This is a genomic window from Cloacibacillus sp., assembly GCF_020860125.1.
In the GTDB taxonomy this organism is placed as follows: Bacteria; Synergistota; Synergistia; order Synergistales; family Synergistaceae; genus Cloacibacillus.
Window position 1 is genome coordinate 15983 of sequence record NZ_JAJBUX010000057.1, and the last position, 19403, is coordinate 35385.

Consider the following 19403-nt stretch of genomic DNA (forward strand, 5'->3'; position numbering starts at 1 on the left):
ATTAGGCGGACGGTGATGTGATGAACGAGATGAAAAGCATAAAAATCTATCATTCCTCCTACGGCGAGAACGATTTCCATATTTCGGAGAGTGCCGGCATTGACGTAGACCTCTCCGCGCTGGAAAAATTTTACGCCTCCATGGGAGAGAAACACCTGCGCTCACTCCTGAAATTCATCGACTACTGGAAGGACGAGGGGTATGAAAAATTTTTCAGCCCCCAGGCGGTCATGCGGGTGCTGCCCCTTGAAACCGCGGCCGACGCCTTCGGCATGGAGACCCTGTCGCTCAACGACTCGGTGGACAAGGTCGTCATGGCGGTATGGACCATCGGCGCGGAGCTCGAAAAAGAGGCGAGCGAGATGATGTCCTCCATAGGAAATCTTATGACCGGTTTTCTGCTTGACGTCGCCGGTTCGATCGCGCTTTACAACATGCACACGGAACTCATCACGTGGATCAAAGAAAATATCGCCGCCTCCGACGGCAAATTCATCAACGGCGAATTCTATCCCGGTATGGGAAGCATGAGGCAGGACCTCATGGAACGGGTCGTAACGCTCGGAGAGACGGAGCGCATGATCGGCGTCAGCGCCAGCGGCAACTCCCTTCTGCGCCCGAGAAAATCGCAGTGTTCCTTTACCGCCCTTGGAGCCCTCGAACACAAAATAGAGGTCAAAATGGAGCGCTGCCATCCGTGTACGGGAAAGAAGTGCCTCTACTACCAGCTCGGAGGCTGCCACATGATGACCGGCGGCTCCCTGGACGTCCCCGGCAATACGGGCAAATAAGGTCATCATCTCTCCAATCTAACGGCAAAAATAATCACCGATAATAAACGGCTCCCTGCGATACTTTAGCTTGGGAGCCGTTTTGCGTTAAATCACCATAGCTAAATTCTCTTATAAGGGCTATTCACCGGAATACTTTTTGTGTATCATAATTAAAATGGAGATGAAACGCGGATGAGATCAGATACACCCAACAACCTGGTAAACGATATTTATGTTTCCCTCAAGCAGGATATCCTCTGGCTGCGGCTCAAGCCGAAGACCATGCTGACGGAAACCTATCTGGCCGAGATATACAAGACCAGTAAGACGCCGATACGGGAGGCGCTGTCAATGCTCGTGCGCGACGAACTCGTAAGCGTCTTTCCGCGCAAGGGGTACATGGTCACCGATGTCTCTATGAGCGATATGCGCGACATGCACCAGTACCGCTACATACTTGAGAACGCCAACCTCGTCCACGCCGTGAAGTACGCCACCAAGGAACAGCTCGCCCACCTTGACGAGCTTGCGGAGATGGACCGTTATTATACGGAGGACGATCCGCACTTTTCCAAAGAGGTGGTCTGCAACAACGCCTTTCATTTTTACCTCGCGGAGATGACCGGCAACCGCATCCTTCTCAAACAGCTGACCGACACCCTGGAAAAACTGCAGCGCATAATGTACTTCGTCGCGGAGAAAAATTACATGTTCCGCGGCTGCGAAGAACATCACCAGCTTGTGCGGCACATCGCCGACAAAGAGCTGGAAAAGGCGCAGATCATCCTCCACCACCATATCAGCGAGGTGCTGGAACACATTTCGAAGATGCGCGGGATCTCCAAACTATTTTAAACCGCAAACCATTGCCTTTCTTCAGGGGGGACTAACGCGTCCCTCTTTTTTTTGCCGTTAAGAAGTTTACCCCTGCCAATGAATTCCGTTTTTGTTCTTTCTCCTTCTTTTATTTACAGTTAACTGAATTTTAAAATCAATAATAAACCATTATATCCAATAAACTTATTTTTCAATGATAAATCAAAATATGGGTTGATTATTTTTCTATGTTTGCTAGAATATCTGTAATATATCACAGATTTATTACAAAGATATCACAGACATTTCACCAATGGAGGTGAACTGAGATGGCTCACAGGGAATACGACCCAAACGAGAAGAACAACCTGTTCAATAATATTTATCTCTCGCTGAAACAGGATATTTTATGGCTTCGTCTAAAACCGGGAACGCTTTTAACCGAGGCCTATCTGGCGGACAAATTCGAGATCAGCAAGACCCCCATCCGCGAGGCGCTCATGCGCCTCTCATACGACGGTCTGGTGACGATCTTTCCGCGCAAGGGATACTGCGTCAGCGAAATATCCTTTTCCGATATTCAGGACATGCACGAGTACCGGTATATCCTGGAGAATACCTGCCTGAGCAAGGTAATGGAAAGCGCCACTGAAGAGGAACTTGAATATCTGGACAGCCTTTCGTACAAAGACCGGGCCGTCTACCGCGACGAGGAGCCGTTTTTTTCCAAAGAACCGTCCAATGACGAACGTGACAGCGAGTTTCACATTTATCTGGCCGAGATGGCTGGAAATAGGATCATTTATAACCAGCTTGTGGACGTTTTGGAAAAATTACAGCGTCCCATGCTCTGCGTCGCCGAAAAGGAATATATGACGCGCGGCATGGATGAACATCATCAGCTTGTCGAACTTATAAGAGCCAGAGACTTTACGGCGGCACAGTCCCTGCTCCGCGGACATATAAACGAAGTCTACGAACACTGCGCAAGGATAAGCACCATCAGCAAGCTTTTTTAACGAAAAAAACATAATCACTCTAAGGGAGGCTGCACGTATGTATATTGGCAAAAGGTATTATAGTAACGAATCCACCTATCACGTATTCGGCGCGAAGGAGGCGGCAGAGGTCCACGCGGCCAGCTGCCGCGTGCTGCAGGAGCAGGGAATGCTCATCAAGCACGAAGAGGCCCGCGAACTGCTGAAGCAGGCCGGAGCCCTCGTCGAGGGAGAGAAGGTCTTTATCGGCGCCTCGCTTGTCGAGCGCTCTCTGAAACAGCTTCCTTCGAGGGTTGCGGTCTTTGACCGCGACGGCGAACCGGCGATGTTCCTTGAGGGGCGCAACGTCTACTACGGCAGCGGCTCCGACACCGTCAACCTGCTTGATTACGAAAGCCGCGGCAGAAGAGCCTGGACGAAGGCCGACGTGCAGAACGCCGTAAGAATATGCGACGCGCTGCCCAATATAGACTTCATCATGTCGATGGGGATAATCTCCGACGTGCCCTTCGAGGTCAACACGCGCGAGCAGTACAGCCAGATGATACTCAACTCGGCAAAACCCCACGTCGTCGTCGCCGACAACGCGCGCGACCTTGAAGATATCTTTAAAATGTACATCGCCGTGAGAGGCGGCGCGGAGGCCCTGAGAATGAAGCCCTTCGCCGTCGTCTATAACGAGCCGACCTCCCCGCTGCTGCATTCCTTCGAAGCGATCGACAAGCTCATGCTCTGCGCGAGATACGGCGTGCCGACCAACTACGCCGCCGGCGGAATGGCGGGCGCCACCACACCTATATCGCCCGCCGGCACCGTGGTGCTCAACAACGCCGAATGTTTGCTGGGCATCGTCATCCACCAGCTGACCAATCCTGGCGCGCCGTTCGTCTACGGCTTCGGCAACTCGCCGATGGATATGCGCACGCTCCAGTGCTGCTACGCCCTGCCCGGCGCTATCAGGATACAGAGCGGCATGTGCGAGATGGCCCATTATTACAACCTGCCCTGCTGGGGCGAGGCGGGCAACGGCTGTTCAAAGATCTGCGACGAGCAGGCCGTCGAAGAGGCGGCGCAGTTCATCCAGATGGCCGCTTTGCAGGGCTGCAACCTGACCCACGACATCGGCTACCTTGACTTCGGCCTCAGCTATTCACTCGAACTGCTCGTGATCTCCGATGATATCATCGCCCGTACGAAAGAGGTGATGGCGGGCGTGGAGATAAACGAAGCGGCGTTATCCGTCGACGAGATCAAGCAGGCCGGTTATAACGGCAACTACCTGCGCGCCGCCTCGACGAGAAAGGCCGCCAAGGAGGACTGGCGCAGCGACCTCGGCGATTACATGACCTACGACAACTGGTCGGCGGCCGGTTCAAAATCAATGGGGGAACGAGCCCACGCCAAGGTTTTGAAGATCATAGAGGAATATAAGCCCAAGGAAATTGACGGCGCAATAAAAGAAAAGATAGACGAAATCGTCGGTCGCGCATACTGAATAAACCAATATTAGGCATCAAAGGAGGAAAGTTATCAATGAACAAGATCAGGCCATACGCATTTTTCCCACCGTTTATACTGCTTATCATCGTCGCCGTTTACAGTCTCGTCGTCGGAATGCAGAATGAGACGCAGACCGTCAAGGTGATGGCGGATCTATTCAACCTCGCCCTTGACAAGCTGGGCTGGCTCTATGCCGCCGCCGCTCTTTTCGTCTGCATCCTCAGCTTCTACTTCACGTTTTCCAAATATGGAGACATCAAATTCGGCGGCAGGGACGCCGTGCCGGAGTTTACTTACTGGAACTGGTTCGCCATGACGCTCTGCGCCGGCATTGCGATCGGCATCGTATTCTGGGGCGTAGCCGAGCCGATCATGCAGTTTCAGAGTCCTCCGGAATCATTCGGGATCGCGCCTTTTTCAGAGGCGGCGGCGCGGTTCTCGCTCGCGCAGATATTCCTTGAATGGACCTTCACTCCCTACGCGATGTACACCGTATGCGGGATATCATGCGCCTACGCCTTCTATAATATGAAGGAGCCGAAGACGATCAGCTCCGCCTTTATCCCCTTCTTCGGCGATAAAATAAAGGGCGTCTGGGGACAGATACTTGACGCGTTTATCATCTTCGCGCTGGTCGGCGGTGTCATCACCTCCCTCGGTGAGGGCGTCCTTCAGGTCGCCAGCGGCCTCGAATCCCAGTTCGGCCTGCCCTCATCAAAGATATCATGGGGCATCATCTCGCTCGTCATGATGATCATGTACACGATCTCCAGCTATACCGGCATCAACAAGGGCATCAGGATACTGAGCGACATCAACGGCAAACTCTTTTTCCTGCTGCTGGCCTTCGTTATCGTAGTCGGTCCGACGATATTCAACATCAATCTCGGTCTTGAGGGCTTCGCCAACTATGTGGAATCATTCTTCAGCCGTCATCTCTTCCTCGCCCCCGTCAGCGGCGACCCCTTCCCGCGTATCTGGACGCTCTTCTTCTTCGCGATCTGGTACGCCTGGGCTCCCGTAACGGGAATGTTTCTCGCGCGTATGGCCTACGGCCGCACGGTGCGCGAGTTTACCATGATGAACCTCGTACTTCCGTCGATATTCGGCATCGTCTGGTTCTCCTTCTTCGGCGGCACCGCGATGCACATGGAGATAGTCCAGAAGTTGGGCATCGCCAAGATACTGAACGACAAGGGCGTGGAGGCGGCGATGTTCGCCTTCCTGAACTTCCTGCCTCTGGCAAAGATCACGGTCCCGATCTTCTTTGTAGTTATCGTGCTATCATTCTCCACCGCCGCCGACTCTATGACTTCGACCGTCGCCCTGATGTGTACGGCGCCGGACGCGGTCGAAGAAGGCGAAGAGGCTCCGGCGGTGATAAAGCTTGCCTGGGGCATCCTTATGGGATTTATCGCCTGGCTGGTGATAACTTTCGCGAAGATCGACGGGCTGCGCACCGTCGTGACGCTGGCCGCCGCCCCCGCGGCCCTGATAGTCATCGCCCAGGCGGTATCCTCATATATGATGCTGAAGGGAGACGCGGGAAAGTCCGTCTTCAAGTAGCAGCAGCAACCTCGGAACGCGCGTATGGGCCGGCTTCCGCTTCGCCGGCCTATACGCGCGTTTTCATATCTATATTTCTTGATTAATGTATCTTTTGCGATATATATACGCCGGCCAGTATCAGCAGTCCCCCCGCGATTGCGAAGAGCGTTATTCTTTCGTTTAATATCAGCGCCGAGAAGAGCATCGTTATCGGCGGCGTAAGGTAAATCAGGTTGTTCGCCTTGACCGCGCCGAGGCTCCAGATGACGATGTTCCAGCCCCAGGTGCAGAAGGCCAAGGCGAAGAGGCCGAGGAATAGGATATTTCCGGCTACGGCTGGGCGCATCAGCTGTGACGGATGGAGCCGCACCACCGGCGTGAGCGTCAGCAGCAGCAGGGAGATAAGCGTATAGAAGAGCATCTTGCGTGCTATCTGCGCCGGCGTATAGTCACACTTCACGTCGCGGATGACCACGGAATATCCGGCGAAGGTGAGGGCGGCAAAGAGGGCGATCATGTCACCAAGCGGATTGAGCTTCAGGACAAAGTGTCCGTTAAAGATGATGAAGAATATCCCGATCAGGCAAAAGACGCTGCCGACGGCAAAGCGGCGCGACATCTTCTCGCTGGACGTGAAGATATGGGATACGACCCCCGTCAGCAGGGGAGCGGTAGAGCAGAGAAGCGCAACGTTGGAGGCGGTGCTGAAGGAGAGCGCCGTATTTTCACAGAGAAAATAGAGCGTTATTCCAAGAAAACCGGCCGCCGCGATCTTTAACTCCGTCCTCAGATCCAGCGGCGGCAGCCGGTGAGGGTCGGCGGCCACAAAAATAACATAGGCGACGGCGACGCGATAGAGAAGTATTTCTCCGGGGGAGAGATAGCTAAGCAGATATTTTGTGGCAACGAAGGTGATGCTCCAGATAAACGTCACCGCGGCGGCGAGCATATAGCTGGAAAGCTTTCCGCGCCCTTTGAACATTTTCATAAAAATTCTCCTCCGCTGATCAAATCTCGTGTAATTATATACTCTCTCAAACTTATTGTCTTGAAAGATATTTCCTGTTATTATTTACCTGACAGACAGGCTAAGCTCGAATATGGGAATCAAAGATTTCCTTTCTCTCTTAATAGATTTCCTATCTCACTGATGTCGAACGGGAGCGTTATGATGACTGAGACAAAAAAAACACTTGTGTCAATGCGCGGCATAGATAAGGTCTTCTACGGGCGGCACGCCAACAGAGGCGTAGATTTTGACCTGTTCGCCGGCGAGGTGCACAGCATCCTCGGGGAAAACGGCGCAGGCAAGACCACACTTATGAACTGTCTCGCGGGAATATACCTTCCAGACGCCGGCTCGATATACATCGGCGAAGAGCCGGTCTTTCTGCCCAACCCCAAAGCGGCCATCGACAACGGCATCGGCATGGTGCATCAGCACTTTATGCTCGTCCCCGTATTTACCGTCTGGGAAAACATCATCCTCGGACTCAGCGACATCCCCCTCGTCATCAATAAAGAGGAGATCATCGCGCGCATCCGCGAGATATCCGACCGCTACGGCCTCGCCGTCAACCCAGAGGCAAAGGTCTGGCAGCTCTCCATCGGCGAGCAGCAGCGCGTGGAGATACTGAAAATGCTCTACCGCGGTACCAAGGTCCTGATACTCGACGAGCCAACCTCCGTCCTCACGCCTCAGGAGACCCGCGAATTCTTCAAGACCCTGAAAAACATGGTGGCGGCGGGGCACGGTATCGTCCTGATCTCCCACAAAATAGAGGAGATCATGGAAATCTCCGACCGCCTTACAGTGCTGCGCAGGGGCGAGCGCGTGGCGACCCGCCGGGCCGCCGGCATCTCGAAAGAGGAGATCGCGGAGATGATGGTCGGCCACTGCCTTGAGGGCGCCTCACTTTCGGAGGAGCGCAGGGAACCGGGAGAGGTGGTCTTCGCCTGTTCCCGCATCTCACTGAAAGACGAGCGCGGCGCGGCGGCGCTGAAAGAGGTCTCTCTCTCTGTACGAGGCGGCGAGATACTCGGTATCGCCGGCGTCGACGGAAACGGCCAGGATGAGCTCTGCGAAGTTCTCGCGGGGCTGCGCTCCCCCGATTCCGGTTCGGTATCCATCGAGGGGAACGATATTACACATCAGAGGGCGCGCGGCTACATTGAAAGGGGTATCAGCTACATCCCCGCCGACCGTAAGGGCGTGGGGCTCATAGCTAATATGAGCGTCATTGAAAACATCGCCCTGAAGGGTTACTGCCGCCCGCCGATGGAGAGGGGACGCCTCTTCATGGACTGGCCCTACATCACGAATTTCGCGGCGGAGCGCGTCAAAGATTACGACGTCCAGATACCGGACCTATTTGCGCCTGTGCGCGTGCTTTCGGGCGGAAATCTGCAAAAGCTGATGCTCTCCCGCGAGATATCCGATACGACAAAGGTCATCATCGCGATGCAGCCCACCTGGGGGCTCGACGTAGGCGCGGCGGAGTTCGTCCATAATAGGCTGCTTGAGGCGCGCGAGGCGGGAGCCGCCGTAATTCTAATCTCAAAGGATCTGCAGGAGCTGACCTCCCTCTCCGACCGCATCGCCGTCATGTACGGCGGCGAGATAAGCGGCGTTGTGGAAGGTCCGCAAAAGACCGACGTCGAAAAAATCGGTCTGTTGATGGCGGGTATCAGGGAGAGGGCTTAGGCGATGAGAGCGGCCTGCTTATACCGTTCGGCGAAGCGTTAAGTACGGCGGGAATTTTTTTGAGACGTTCAATGAGAGGACGGGGATCCTTACCCGGCCTCTCTTCCTTTATATGCGCCATGATCAGCATCTCGCCCTCTTCGGAGGGCACGGGAGAGAAGAGCTGCACAACGACGCCCTCCGCTTCGGCGGCGGTCTTTTCCGCGGTCTTCCTCATCGCCGCATGTGATTTCTCCGGCTCGGCGGCATAGTCTTTGGAGGTTATGCCGCTTTTTATCAGCGCTATCGCCTCTCCCGAGACGTGGCGCTCTAAACCGCGCGCGGGCCGGTAGTCCTTCGCCGCCGGCAGCGGCGCGGGCTCGCCCTCCCTGTAAGGCACGCCGAGCGAGATCAGACGCCCCTCTTTTGAGACGGCGAAATACCACCATTTCGTCTTAGCGTCGAAAAGCAGCGCGTAAGCGCCCTCCGCGCTTTCGTACCAGCTTCCGCGTTCGTCGCCGCGCTTACGTATCTCGATCACCGAGCCGTCCGGCTGCGTCACGCATATGGGGGCGTCAAACGCGGGCCCGGCGTATGAACGGAGACCGAAGAGGCAAACCGCCAGAGGCAGCAGCGCGGCAAGAAATATTTTTTTCATCGGGTAGCCCTCCTTTACAAAAGGGGGGGAATAACAGGTTATCCCCCACCGCCGATATCTTATCTTCTCTTCCTAAATACCAGCGGGAGCGCGCCAAGCAGCAGGAACATCGGAAACACCGCCGCCGCGCAGCCGCTGCCGCCGGTTTTCGCCCGCGTTACGCTGGAAGAGACGACCTCTCCCGACGGTGAAAAGCCAGAAAAAACGATGCCCGAGAACCGCCTGGCCGTATGGGTATCGCGCGTTCTGTAGAAGTATGTATCCGGCTCCGTGCCGTTGCCGGCGTACCAGAGCGAGAGATAGCCGCCCTCTCCCGCGTATTTTTCGCGGGAATCGCCGTCGGCCCAAATAGCCATGTTGCCCTGATGGCCCTCCTCCGTATAGACGTTGAAGTCATTTCCGGCACTAAACGAGCCGGAACCGGATCTTTCGTCGATATGCTGCAGCAGGACGCCGCCTTTGAACGACGCGGGCACGTCGTCCATGCCGCCGCCGATGCCTCCGTCCCAGTCGTCCGCGTTGGGGTTTCTGACCTCGGCAAGTATATATTCATAGGTGGAATCGACATAGGGTGAGTTGATCCGCGCGACCGGATAATTACCGTTTCTAGGCGTGCCGCAGGTGAGTACGACTGACTTCGCGCCGGGCGTCAGCGTTTGGGGGACGTCCCAGCCAAGATACTTTCTGCTCCAGGCGTCAAGGTTGGGCGGCATCGTTCCGAGGATTTCGCCCGTTCTGCGGCCCCACGTACCGTCGGCCATCACGGAAAACAGGCCGAGGCCGTCGTTGGTGTAGCTGGTATCATAGAGGTCGGGCAGCTTGCATATCTTGTGGCCCAGTTCATGTACGATGCCGCCGACGAGCGGTATGGGTATATCCTGAGATTCTACAAATGCTTCGGAAAGCTCTCCCCCGCAGGACCAATACCCCAGGATTATGTCGTCCGAAACGTAGACGACGTGCTCGCTGCCGTTGTCTTTCCACGAATCACAGGCGTGCATCCAGACAGAGGGAGATTTACGGGAACACGATTCCTCGTAGCCCGCTAAGAGCAGATAGACGACCAGCTCGTCCGCCTGGACAATACCGTCGCCGTTTTTGTCAAAACCGCTGAAGTCAAGACCTGTACGTTTCAGGACACTCGTTACGAAAGCGACTTCGTTTTTGTGCGATATGCGATAGTCACCGGCCGCGTTGTCGCTCAGCAGCCGGTCGGGGTGTTTCCCTTCATTATAGTCGTCGGGGGTCATGGTAATCTCGATGATGTCTTTTTTGCCCTGACCGCCGAAATCCGCGGAGACGATATTCAGCTTTCCGTGCGACTGGTCGAGGTAATAGCTGCGAACGGAATGCTCCGCGCCCCATATCTCGGCTTCGGCATCCTCTGATGTCGACTTAAGTGTAACATCCTGAAAGTTGACGCGGATAAACACCGCCTCGCGTTTGCCGGAGATAGGATTCGAGGTCCATGTCTTCGCGGCGGCGGATCTGGCGGAGCTTGCATTTGCGGCGGCCTGTCCGTCATATCTTTCCCGCAGACGCTCAACCGTATCTTTGGCGGGGATAAAGTTCTTTACCGCGCCCTCGGGAGCCGCGGCCCCCGCCGCATAGTGAACACCGGAGGGCACAAGGAGGCCTGCAGCCGCGCGCAGGGCAAACACCCAGTACCCGCTCACGCCGTCCTTCAGCACGGCATATCCCTCCGCCGTCTCGTACCAGTTCATAAACTCATCGCCGCGCTTCACCGCGGAAAAACTCTCTCCGTCAGGCTGTGTCAGAGTAAAATCCCTCTGCAGCGCCGGACCGGCAAAGGCCGCGGCGGCGGTGATAGAAATTATAAAGAATATGATCAGGACCCTGCGCAAATTTTTCATCGTAACGCTCCTCATAAATAAAAAGTGCTTATGATATTCTATCATTTTTGGACTAATTTCAATGCAAAAATAAATTTAAGAGGTCAGACTACACCTGACCTCTTCGGAGAAGAACAAAAACGGCGGGAGGCTTAAAAGCCCCCTCCGATCCGTATCAGCGATATATTACCTCTTTTTCCTGAACAGCGGCAGCGCTGCCAGCAGCACCAGCGATCCCCAGCCCGCGGCGCTGCATCCGCTCGACGACGAGCCATGCGGCTGTGGTTTGGGCGTGGGCGCAGTCGTGGAGACGATTGCCGCCGGGTCAATAATCTCTTTTTTCGCCGAAGATAGATCAAACTCTCCATTATCCTTTATCATAAGTAAAAGTTTATAGCTATCCTTGACGTCAAGAGCCGCTCCTTTTTTAAGCAAAACATCCTGACTGGTCTGAATCGCATATTCTCCGTCGCCAAAGTCAGCGGGATTATCTTCGAAACTGAAGAATTTTCCGGTATTGGACGATGTGATTTTCAACACCCTGACTGCCTCCACTTTGGATGCCTTCAACTCATTTCCAGTCAAAATATACGCCACCATCGCAATATCGTCTTCCTTAGCAAGGCTCGCAGAGAATACCGGAAGCGGCACGATTTCCTTTACCGTAACGCCGGAACCGGATTTCTTGACCGCGTCCGCGGCCGCCGCCTCTGCCACTTCCTTCTTGGCGACAACATTTCCTCTTGTGTCAACCTCTATGTCCTTTGACGTAATAGAATCCTCTTTCACCGCACCGCTGATATCCGCAACCACCTTCTCCTTGGCGGCCTGATCTGACGGGTCGGCTTTCTTCGTTTCCGCGGCAACCGGCTCTATCTTCTCGTTTATATCAACCGGAGGTACAGGCTTAACAGGCCTCTTGGAGACGGCATATTTTGTCTTGTATTTATTCAGTTCATATCCATTTCCTGCGGCAGCTTTTATCTTTGTTTCCTTATCAAAAAGCATCTCAAGATTCTTCGCGATTGAGAATTCCTCTTCACTGTCCGCAAGCAGCGTGATGATGCCATTATCCTCAACGATATCCACAGCCTCTTTAAGGGTGGCGAAAAATACCTCTGTTTTCAGTTTTGCGGCCTGATCAAAACCGAAATAGGCCTTCTTGTCATTCAGCATGTGTATCTCATTATTCGTAACTGTATTGCCGGAGGCATTTTCTCCTATGCGAATCCCGGAAGAATACTCGTCCTCTTCGTAACCCACTCTTGATATCTCTGAGAGCTTATTCCCAGAGACGACTATGCCCTCGCATTTATACTGTTCGCTGTTATCGGCGGCAATATTGATCGCGTTGTACTTGGTTCCCGTAACGGTATTTCCTGTTATCGACGAATATTTTAAAGAATTGAAATACATGGCGTAGCCCATATCTTTGAAGATATTATCTGTTACGTCCAAATATCCTATTTCTTCGCTGTAAGGAGTCGTTATTCCTATGGCAGATTTTGTGTCTCCCTTATCTCCCGTAAAGGAACATCCTTTTATTACGACATGAGCGTCCTTACCGCCCTTTCCGGTGTAATAGATCGCCGCCGTCTGTTCGCCCGTCGTCTTATATTTAAATCCGATTCCACTTATCTCTGTCCCGGCGATATCCTTCCCATACTCTCCAACATGCCCAAGAATAAGTATGAAATCACTGTAATCGGCGGCAAGGTCGGCTTTAAAAATTGTTTTTTCCCTTCCCGCGCCTAAAACTTTCAGCGGTTTGTCGATCTGGACGTTATGCACCTCATATTCGCCCTCTGAAATGTTGATCGTGTCATCCGCGGACGAGACAGCCACCGCGTGGGATACCGTCTTAAACGGGCTTGCCGCCGTCCCGGGATTTTCGTCGTCTCCATTTACACCGACATAATACTCCGCCGCAATCGCCGCGCAGGACTGCACCAGCAGAACGGCGACCACGGCCATGCAGGCAAATAAAGCCGCCAGCAACTTTCCATAACTCTTCATCTTCATTGACTTTCAGCTCCCCTCAATTTTGTAAAAACGGACAAAATCAGCGCCGCCAATATAGAAAACTGTTATCACCCCTCTGACTTACGTGATTTATTCGCTGATCTTCAAAACTGCGCCGAACTGCGTCACGAGGCAATAATCCATCAGTGTGTGGATATACAAGAAAAGTCTTCTCATTGTATGATCTGCATTTACAGCCGATTGACGCCTACAGTCACGGCACGCTCTTTGAATTTATCGTTGTGACTTATTTTATTGATTTTAATTATAAGTCTCAAAATATTATTGTCTAGTATACATGTCATTATGACTTTTTTACTTGCTTTTATCTTTTTCCGTTGACTGTATGTTTTTAGCGTGAGGTGATGGAATAATGTCTGTAGGAAAACGGATTCGCGCGCTGCGTGCAAAAAGCGGCATTTCCAATCAAGAGGAGCTGGCCTATCTTGTAGGGACGGCAAGGCAGACTGTTTCGTCATGGGAACGCGACATCTTTTTACCGGACGGCGCCAATCTGATAAAGCTCTCGAAGGTATTGAATACCTCCATCGCATATATCATGGGCGAGACGCTGGACCCCGGCACAGTCAAAAGAGACGAAGAAAATCACGCGGAGGGTGACCGTCGGACCACGGCCTCTCCCGTATATACGCTGAAGGCGGGAGGCCCGTCGGCGCTTTTCTTATCGGTCGAGAGGAGCGAGGGCGGCAAGACGGTGCGTTATGATCTGCCGCCCGAACTCTCGGCAAGAATGCTGCCATTTATAGAAGAGTTGTGGGAACGGATAGAGAGGGAGATGGAGGGCAAATAAAAAATCCTCCGCTGGGTGCCGGGAGGATTTTTATCTTGTTTCAGTCAGTTATTATTTCGCGGAATCTTCTGTGCTGCCAGAGCCACTGGCCGGGATTTTCGCGGATCATCCGTTCGTATTCCTCGTTCATGCGTATCGTGAGGCAGCACACGGCTTCGTCGCGTTTCATATCTTTGGGATGTTCAAGCGGCTCGCCCACAATTAGGCGGAATTTAAACGGCTCAAGGCGCGTGAAGGAGACGGGGATCATCGGCGCTCCCGTAAGCATGGAAAAGGCCGCCGGCCCCGGGGCCGTCGAGGTCTCCTGTCCGAAAAAGGGCACCGTCATGCCGCCGTCGCCCCAATGCTGGTCCGCGAGCGCTCCTATCATTTCATTGTTTTTGAGCAGCGTCACCACATGTTTTATCGATGAATCTTTCGATATTGTGCGCAGTCCGGAGCGTTCACGCAGCGTCTCTATCAGCTCGCGCTGGAATGGACTGTCCGAATGGCGCACGAGCCCGTAAAATGGAAAGTGGCGCGAACACCAAGCAGCGCCGAGCTCCCAGCTGCCGAGGTGGGCGGAGAACAGCACCGCGCCCCGGCCGTCCCGCAGCGCCTTTTCCACATGCTCCTGGCCGCGTACCTCCACGACCATACGGTCGATCAGCGACGGGTCGTGCTGCCAGGCAAGCATCTCCACACCGGTCCAGATCATGCTTTCGTATGACTCGGCGAGGATTTTTTCCCGCTCTTTTTCGTCTTTTTCCGGAAAACAGAGCATGATATTGCGGCGCGCCACGTCCTTGCGCACCCCAACCAGCTTCAGCAGCGGTATTATCGAGCCGGCAAGCAGGTTTGCGCGCCAACCGGGACGGATGCTCTCGGCAAAGGCCATGAAAGCGCGTACCTGACAGCTTGTGATTTTTTTTCTTGTCTCTTCTTTCAAATGTTTCAGCCTTCCGTAATGCGGCGGTTCGCAGCGTCGGGACCGTCGGATGTATTATGAACATTTTAATGCCACAGGGCCGGATGCGAAAGTGCCGCGGTGGAAATTCGGCGGCCTGCGCCCCGCCTAACAACAGCGGAGGAGACGCATCCGCCGCGTTCCTCCGCTCTTTTTGCCTTTATTTACTCTTTTCGCGCCTATTTGAACTTGAGCAGGCGGAAGTCTTTCTTTCCGACGTTGAGCTGGAGATAGCGTCCCGCGAGCAAATCCTCCTCGGCTATCAGGCGGCCCGCGTCGGCGATCTTTTCACCGTTGAGGTATGCCCCGCCCTCTTTGATCTTTTTCTTCGCGTTGCCCTTTGAATCACAGGCTCCGCTGAGAACGAGCAGGTCGGTGACGCCGTTCGTCTCCGCGAGGTCGGCCTCGGCGCAGGGTATCTCCGCCGCGAGCGTCTCAAGGACGTCGGACCCGGCCTCTTTGATGTTCGTCTCTCCAAAGAGGACGGCGCTGGCCGCCAGCACTCTTTTCGCAGCCTCTTCGCCGTGGACGCGGCAGGTCATCTCCCAGGCAAGCTCCTTCTGTGCCTTGCGGAGGTGCGGAGCCTTGGCGTGCTCTTCAAGCAAGGCCTTGATCTCGTCGAGCTCACGGAAGGTAAATAGCTTATAGAGCTTCCCTAGGTCCTTATCATCAACGTTTATCCAGAACTGATAAAACTTGTAGACGCTTGTGCGCTTCGGCGAAAGGTAGACCGCGCCGCTCTCCGATTTACCGAATTTCTGCCCCTGAGCGTTGAGCAGCAGCGGGAAGGTGATGCCGTAGCACTGTCCGCCGGACTTTTTGCGCGCGAGGTCCATACCGGCGATGATGTTCACCTGCTGGTCGTTGCCGCCCATCTGAAGGGTGCAGCCGTATTCGTTGTAGAGGTGGTTGTAGTCAAAGGCCTGGAGCAGTATATATGAAAGCTCGGTATAGGTGATCGACTTGTCCGGGTCCAGCACGCGGCTGCGCACGTATTCACGGTTGACGAGGAAGCTGACCGAGAAGTACTTGCCCGTATCGCGCAGGAATTCGATGTAGTTCTCCTTCTTGAGCCAGTCGTTGTTGTTGACGAGCATGGCGCTGTTTTCGCCGCTTTCAAAGTTGAGGAAGTGCTTGAGCTGTTCCGCGATGCATGAGACGTTATGAAGTATCTGCTCCTCTGAGAGCAGGTTGCGCTCCGCGCTCTTTCCCGAGGGATCGCCGATGCGTCCGGTGCCACCGCCGGCGATGGCGATCGGCCGGTGGCCAAGGCGCTGGAGCCACGCAAGCCCCATGATGGCGACGAGGTTCCCGACGTGAAGGCTGTCGGCGCTCGGGTCGAAGCCGATATAACCAGTCACCATATTTTTCATGAAGTGCTCTTCAAGCTCTTCGTTATGGCTGCTCCACTCGACGAAACCGCGTTCCCTCAAAATTTTAAGTGCGTTCGTATACATAAAAAAACCTCCAGAGTTTTTTAGAAAGTTCTTATTTCGCCCGTGCGGGGAGCGGCTCTATTTAGCCGCCGTTTTGTACCAGTTGATACGGCCGGAGAGCGGCGTTTCCCATACTATAAGCACGCGTCCGAGCCGTTTCAGGACATTGCCGAAGGAGTCGGTGATCCCCTGGTCGAAGGGCGACAGCGAAAGCTCAGGCTGCAAAGGCTCCGCGAGCGGTTCTTCTTCGCCGTATCCGGAATCGCCGTCATCGTAGGGCTCCGCGTCCTCCGCGCTCTCTTCGCCGAGGAAGCTGCTCATCTTCGTCATTTCTGAGAGAGCGCCCCCTATGCGCGGCAGATCGGCGAGCATCCAGCCGACTACCGATTCGTCATCTTTTAGGAACTTACCCAGCCGGTTCTTCGCGTTTATGGACTGCGGCGTGGTCAGCCCCAGCACCGCGATGCCGTCGCGGCCCGCGCCGATCACGGAGAAGGGCACGTTGGTCGTGCCGCCGAAGGTGAAGCCTGGCAGAGGCTTCGGCTCGGCGCCGAAGAAGAGATTCTTCCAGAAGGAGTCCACAAGTTCGCTCATCAGCGCGGAACGGCCGGAGAACTCTACGAGGAATCCCGGCAACGAGAACCAAAGTATGCGGTTCTGTCCGCCAAGGGAGAATACCGTCTGCCCGGAGAGTATCTCACGTATCTGATCGTCCTTCATATCAAGATTCTCCGCGATCTCTCCCAAAGACGACAGCGGGAAGGGCCAGTCTTTTGGATCACCGCCTAGAGGCGGCAGGTCGATCCCCATCGAAAGCAGGAGCGGTTCGGGGATAATGCAGTCCGCAGTATCCCATTTCCTTGCCTTCAGTGTCGAAGAAAGATAGGCTTCCACAGGTTTTCCGAGGTTTACGAGCGCCCAGCGTATTTCACCGGCCGGGTCGGATGGGCTCTTGGGGTCGAGGCTGCGCCATGCGGCCTCTACCGTTATCGGGAATTTATGCTCCGCGTTGGCGGTTATCGCGCCGCCGTCCGATATCTCAATATGCGCGGGGCAGCTCTTTTCCTGATTCCATTTTTTGCCGCCAAGGTTCGCGGATGACTTTTTTGAGGCCTCTTCCATGCGCCGCAGCACCGAAAGCTCCGCCGCCATCACGACGTTCTTGCCCTTTACAGTGTAATAGACGGGAGATGAGAGTCCCTCTGACTCTATAACGAAGACTCCCCTTTCGCTGCCGGCACGCACGGAGGCCTCCTTAAAAACCACCTTCAGGATATCCGGCAGGAGCCCCTTTTTGAGCCCCGCGGTATCTGACGGCGCGAAGCGGAAGGAGGCGTATACCTCCGTCATGCCCCCGCCGCCGTCCTCCACAAGCAGCGCCGCCTCTTTTGCCGCGGAGGCGGCAGTAAGAAGCGCGTTACGCGGCGTGCCGTCCTTAAGCAGCGCGTAGACGCCGTCGGTGAGCAGCGCGGAAAGGGCCTTGGGATAGCTGCCCTCTTTCGTCTCCGTCAGCACATAGGGCCGCGACTCTTCGGGCCTGGGGATCATCGTTAGGATGCCGGAAGAATTCCACAGCGTGTATGTGAAAAACAGCGCCGCCACTATCACCGCCGCCACAGCGGTGACTACGGCGTATTTGGCCTTTCCCGTCATAGAGTATCCCATCCTTTTTGTTTCACTGCGATTATCTCTTTTCTTCTTTTTTTTCTTCTTTGTACTCTATCTTGTTGCCGCTTAGGGCCGCCGCCGTTTCAAGCAGCGTTCTCGCCGAAATAAGCAGCGGCATTATATTCTTATACTGTTCTTCGTTCTGGATGAGCGTCTGCTGCATCTGCTCAGTGCGCGCCGAGATGAGGTTCAGCGCGTTCTCCACATCCTTGGAATTGATCTGGATACGGTCGAGTATGCGCGGCGAAATAACAGGCATCGCTATCTTATCGGGGGCCGGAGCGAGGAGGTCTATCTCGTCACCGATCGCCGGGATGCGCGTCGAATAGCCGTTGTCCTTAAGGCCGAGGGCCAGGGACTCGGCGGATTTAGGTTCGCCGTGGACGATGATGAAGCGCGCCTTCTTTGGGAAATGGTCGGCCCATTTGAGCAGGTCGTCCCGGTCCGCGTGGGCGGAGAAGCCGTTCAGCGTGTGGAACTGGGCCTTGACCGATATCTCCTCTCCCGCGATACGCACGGTCTTCGCGCCGTCGACGAGGCGGCGCCCGAGGGTGCCGTAGGCCTGGTAGCCGACGAAGAATACATGCGTGTCTTTCTTGAAGAGGTTATGTTTCAGATGGTGCATGATGCGCCCGCCGGAACACATGCCGCTGCCCGCGAGTACGATACCGCTGGACATGTCGTTGATGGCGCGCGATTCGTCGGCGCTGCGGACGAAGCTGAACCCCTTCGGCTCAAAGGGATCTTCCCCTTTGAGGAGCAGCTCTTTCAGTTCGCGTGAGAGCAGCGTGGTGTGCGCCGAATATATTTCCGTCGTCTTGACGCCCATCGGCGAATCAAGATAGATGTTGGGCATATTGAGGTCGGGCAGTTTCTTCTGCAGCAGCTTAAACTCGTAAAGCATACGCTGCGCGCGGTCCACAACGAAGGTCGGCACGAGCACTTTGCCGCCGGAGCGGATGGCCTCCTCCATCGCTCCCTGGAATTCGGAACGCGTACCATCAAGGGACTTGTGAAGCCTGTCGCCGTAGGTCGATTCGATAAGGACGAAATCAGCCTCCTCGACGATTGCCGGCGGCTTCTCAATGACGCCGTCGAACTGGCCAAGGTCTCCGGAGAATACCACCTTCACCTTTTTCTGGTCGTCTTTATCTGATATCCAAGTCTCGATTATGGAGCTTCCGAGGATATGCCCCGCCTCACGGTAGCGCACCTTTAGCCCGGGAAATATCTCCACCATTTCGTCGTAGGGGATCGGGTAGCGGAAGGCGAGCGCGTCTTCGACGTCGTTCTCGTTGTAGAGAGGTTCCACCTTAGGCAGCCCTTTGCGGGAGTTCTTGCGCGAGCGCCATTCGGCGTCTTCCTTCATGATGTGCGCGGAGTCGCGCAGCAGTATTTCTATCAGCTGCGAGGTGGCGTGGGTACAGTAGATCTTTCCTTTGAATCCCTGCTTGACAAGGAGGGGGATCCTGCCGCTGTGGTCGATATGCGCGTGGGTCAGGAGGACAGCGTCTATATCCGCCGGACTGAAGGGAAACTTCTCTCCCTCATGCCGTTCCTCGTCCGTGCCCTGATGCGTGCCGCAATCGACTAAAACTTTATAACCATCCGTCTCTATCATATAGTTGGAACCGGTCACTTCACCGGCGGCACCTAATATCCGCAGTTTCACTGTCAATCGCCCGGAGGCT

15 protein-coding genes and 1 pseudogene are annotated in these 19403 nt (G+C 54.7%); 7 read left to right on the top strand and 9 right to left on the bottom strand.

Annotated elements, in window-relative coordinates; all coding sequences use genetic code 11:
• The first annotated feature begins 20 nt into the window (after positions 1-20).
• The 5 genes from LIO98_RS07270 to LIO98_RS07290 all read left to right on the top strand — a co-directional run bounded on the left by LIO98_RS07270 (position 21) and on the right by LIO98_RS07290 (position 5653).
• Entirely contained in the window at positions 21-791 is a 771-nt protein-coding gene (locus tag LIO98_RS07270; protein WP_291954831.1) for a hypothetical protein, read from the top strand.
• Positions 792-965: 174 nt separating this feature from the next.
• Positions 966-1628 carry a GntR family transcriptional regulator gene (locus tag LIO98_RS07275; RefSeq protein ID WP_291954834.1) on the top strand — a complete coding sequence of 221 codons (663 nt, stop codon included), beginning with the start codon at positions 966-968 and terminating at the stop codon, positions 1626-1628.
• A gap of 290 nt (positions 1629-1918) precedes the next feature.
• Positions 1919-2608 (top strand): GntR family transcriptional regulator, encoded by a 690-nt coding sequence (locus LIO98_RS07280; protein ID WP_291954836.1) that lies wholly within the window; start codon positions 1919-1921, stop codon positions 2606-2608.
• 37 nt (positions 2609-2645) lie between these two features.
• On the top strand, positions 2646-4082 hold the full coding sequence (locus tag LIO98_RS07285) for a trimethylamine methyltransferase family protein (RefSeq protein WP_291954838.1): 1437 nt from the start codon (positions 2646-2648) through the stop codon (positions 4080-4082).
• Positions 4083-4120: 38 nt separating this feature from the next.
• On the top strand, positions 4121-5653 hold the full coding sequence (locus tag LIO98_RS07290) for a BCCT family transporter (RefSeq protein WP_291954841.1): 1533 nt from the start codon (positions 4121-4123) through the stop codon (positions 5651-5653).
• Positions 5654-5735: 82 nt separating this feature from the next.
• Here LIO98_RS07290 and LIO98_RS07295 read toward each other — a convergent pair whose 3' ends face one another.
• Complete coding sequence (locus LIO98_RS07295; RefSeq protein WP_291954844.1) at positions 5736-6623, bottom strand: DMT family transporter; 888 nt, start codon at positions 6621-6623, stop codon at positions 5736-5738.
• Positions 6624-6806: 183 nt separating this feature from the next.
• Between LIO98_RS07295 and LIO98_RS07300 the strand changes: the two genes are divergently transcribed.
• Positions 6807-8339, top strand: a complete 1533-nt coding sequence (locus LIO98_RS07300; RefSeq protein ID WP_291954847.1) for an ABC transporter ATP-binding protein — start codon at positions 6807-6809, stop codon at positions 8337-8339.
• Here the strand turns inward: LIO98_RS07300 and LIO98_RS07305 are convergent.
• From LIO98_RS07305 to LIO98_RS15410, 4 genes and pseudogenes are all read right to left on the bottom strand, one after another.
• On the bottom strand, positions 8323-8976 hold the full coding sequence (locus LIO98_RS07305; RefSeq protein ID WP_291954849.1) for a hypothetical protein: 654 nt from the start codon (positions 8974-8976) through the stop codon (positions 8323-8325). The genes LIO98_RS07300 and LIO98_RS07305 overlap by 17 nt on opposite strands.
• Before the next feature lie 59 nt (positions 8977-9035).
• Positions 9036-10850 carry a hypothetical protein gene (locus LIO98_RS07310; RefSeq protein ID WP_291954851.1) on the bottom strand — a complete coding sequence of 605 codons (1815 nt, stop codon included), beginning with the start codon at positions 10848-10850 and terminating at the stop codon, positions 9036-9038.
• Between the two features lie 165 nt (positions 10851-11015).
• On the bottom strand, positions 11016-12620 hold the full coding sequence (locus tag LIO98_RS07315; RefSeq protein WP_363304119.1) for a right-handed parallel beta-helix repeat-containing protein: 1605 nt from the start codon (positions 12618-12620) through the stop codon (positions 11016-11018).
• 6 nt (positions 12621-12626) lie between these two features.
• Positions 12627-12851 (bottom strand): annotated as a pseudogene (locus LIO98_RS15410) (DUF1565 domain-containing protein); the annotation flags it as partial.
• Between the two features lie 373 nt (positions 12852-13224).
• Here LIO98_RS15410 and LIO98_RS07320 point away from each other — a divergent pair.
• Positions 13225-13662 (top strand): helix-turn-helix transcriptional regulator, encoded by a 438-nt coding sequence (locus LIO98_RS07320; RefSeq protein ID WP_291954854.1) that lies wholly within the window; start codon positions 13225-13227, stop codon positions 13660-13662.
• A 40-nt stretch (positions 13663-13702) separates the two neighbouring features.
• On the opposite strand, the gene LIO98_RS07325 is transcribed toward LIO98_RS07320, so the two are convergent.
• The 4 genes from LIO98_RS07325 to LIO98_RS07340 all read right to left on the bottom strand — a co-directional run bounded on the left by LIO98_RS07325 (position 13703) and on the right by LIO98_RS07340 (position 19384).
• Positions 13703-14590: a lysophospholipid acyltransferase family protein gene (locus LIO98_RS07325; protein WP_291954857.1), complete on the bottom strand. Its 888-nt coding sequence runs from the start codon at positions 14588-14590 to the stop codon at positions 13703-13705.
• Positions 14591-14787: 197 nt separating this feature from the next.
• Positions 14788-16065 carry a tyrosine--tRNA ligase gene (gene tyrS / locus LIO98_RS07330; RefSeq protein WP_291954860.1) on the bottom strand — a complete coding sequence of 426 codons (1278 nt, stop codon included), beginning with the start codon at positions 16063-16065 and terminating at the stop codon, positions 14788-14790.
• 57 nt (positions 16066-16122) lie between these two features.
• The gene (locus tag LIO98_RS07335) at positions 16123-17697 is read right to left on the bottom strand and encodes a hypothetical protein (RefSeq protein WP_291954863.1); all 1575 of its coding nucleotides are present in this window, start codon (positions 17695-17697) and stop codon (positions 16123-16125) included.
• A 31-nt stretch (positions 17698-17728) separates the two neighbouring features.
• Entirely contained in the window at positions 17729-19384 is a 1656-nt protein-coding gene (locus tag LIO98_RS07340) for an MBL fold metallo-hydrolase (protein ID WP_291954896.1), read from the bottom strand.
• Between the last annotated feature and the right edge of the window lie 19 nt (positions 19385-19403).

What these genes read in the sequence shown, in the direction of transcription:
- LIO98_RS07295 (WP_291954844.1), bottom strand. Translation starts at nt 6,623, where the DNA reads ATGAAAATGTTCAAAGGGCGCGGAAAGCTTTCCAGCTATATGCTCGCC.
- LIO98_RS07320 (WP_291954854.1), top strand. Translation starts at nt 13,225, where the DNA reads ATGTCTGTAGGAAAACGGATTCGCGCGCTGCGTGCAAAAAGCGGCATT.
- LIO98_RS07290 (WP_291954841.1), top strand. Translation starts at nt 4,121, where the DNA reads ATGAACAAGATCAGGCCATACGCATTTTTCCCACCGTTTATACTGCTT.
- LIO98_RS07270 (WP_291954831.1), top strand. Translation starts at nt 21, where the DNA reads ATGAACGAGATGAAAAGCATAAAAATCTATCATTCCTCCTACGGCGAG.
- LIO98_RS07280 (WP_291954836.1), top strand. Translation starts at nt 1,919, where the DNA reads ATGGCTCACAGGGAATACGACCCAAACGAGAAGAACAACCTGTTCAAT.
- LIO98_RS07300 (WP_291954847.1), top strand. Translation starts at nt 6,807, where the DNA reads ATGACTGAGACAAAAAAAACACTTGTGTCAATGCGCGGCATAGATAAG.
- LIO98_RS07285 (WP_291954838.1), top strand. Translation starts at nt 2,646, where the DNA reads ATGTATATTGGCAAAAGGTATTATAGTAACGAATCCACCTATCACGTA.
- LIO98_RS07275 (WP_291954834.1), top strand. Translation starts at nt 966, where the DNA reads ATGAGATCAGATACACCCAACAACCTGGTAAACGATATTTATGTTTCC.
- tyrS (WP_291954860.1), bottom strand. Translation starts at nt 16,065, where the DNA reads ATGTATACGAACGCACTTAAAATTTTGAGGGAACGCGGTTTCGTCGAG.
- LIO98_RS07305 (WP_291954849.1), bottom strand. Translation starts at nt 8,976, where the DNA reads ATGAAAAAAATATTTCTTGCCGCGCTGCTGCCTCTGGCGGTTTGCCTC.
- LIO98_RS07310 (WP_291954851.1), bottom strand. Translation starts at nt 10,850, where the DNA reads ATGAAAAATTTGCGCAGGGTCCTGATCATATTCTTTATAATTTCTATC.
- LIO98_RS07335 (WP_291954863.1), bottom strand. Translation starts at nt 17,697, where the DNA reads ATGACGGGAAAGGCCAAATACGCCGTAGTCACCGCTGTGGCGGCGGTG.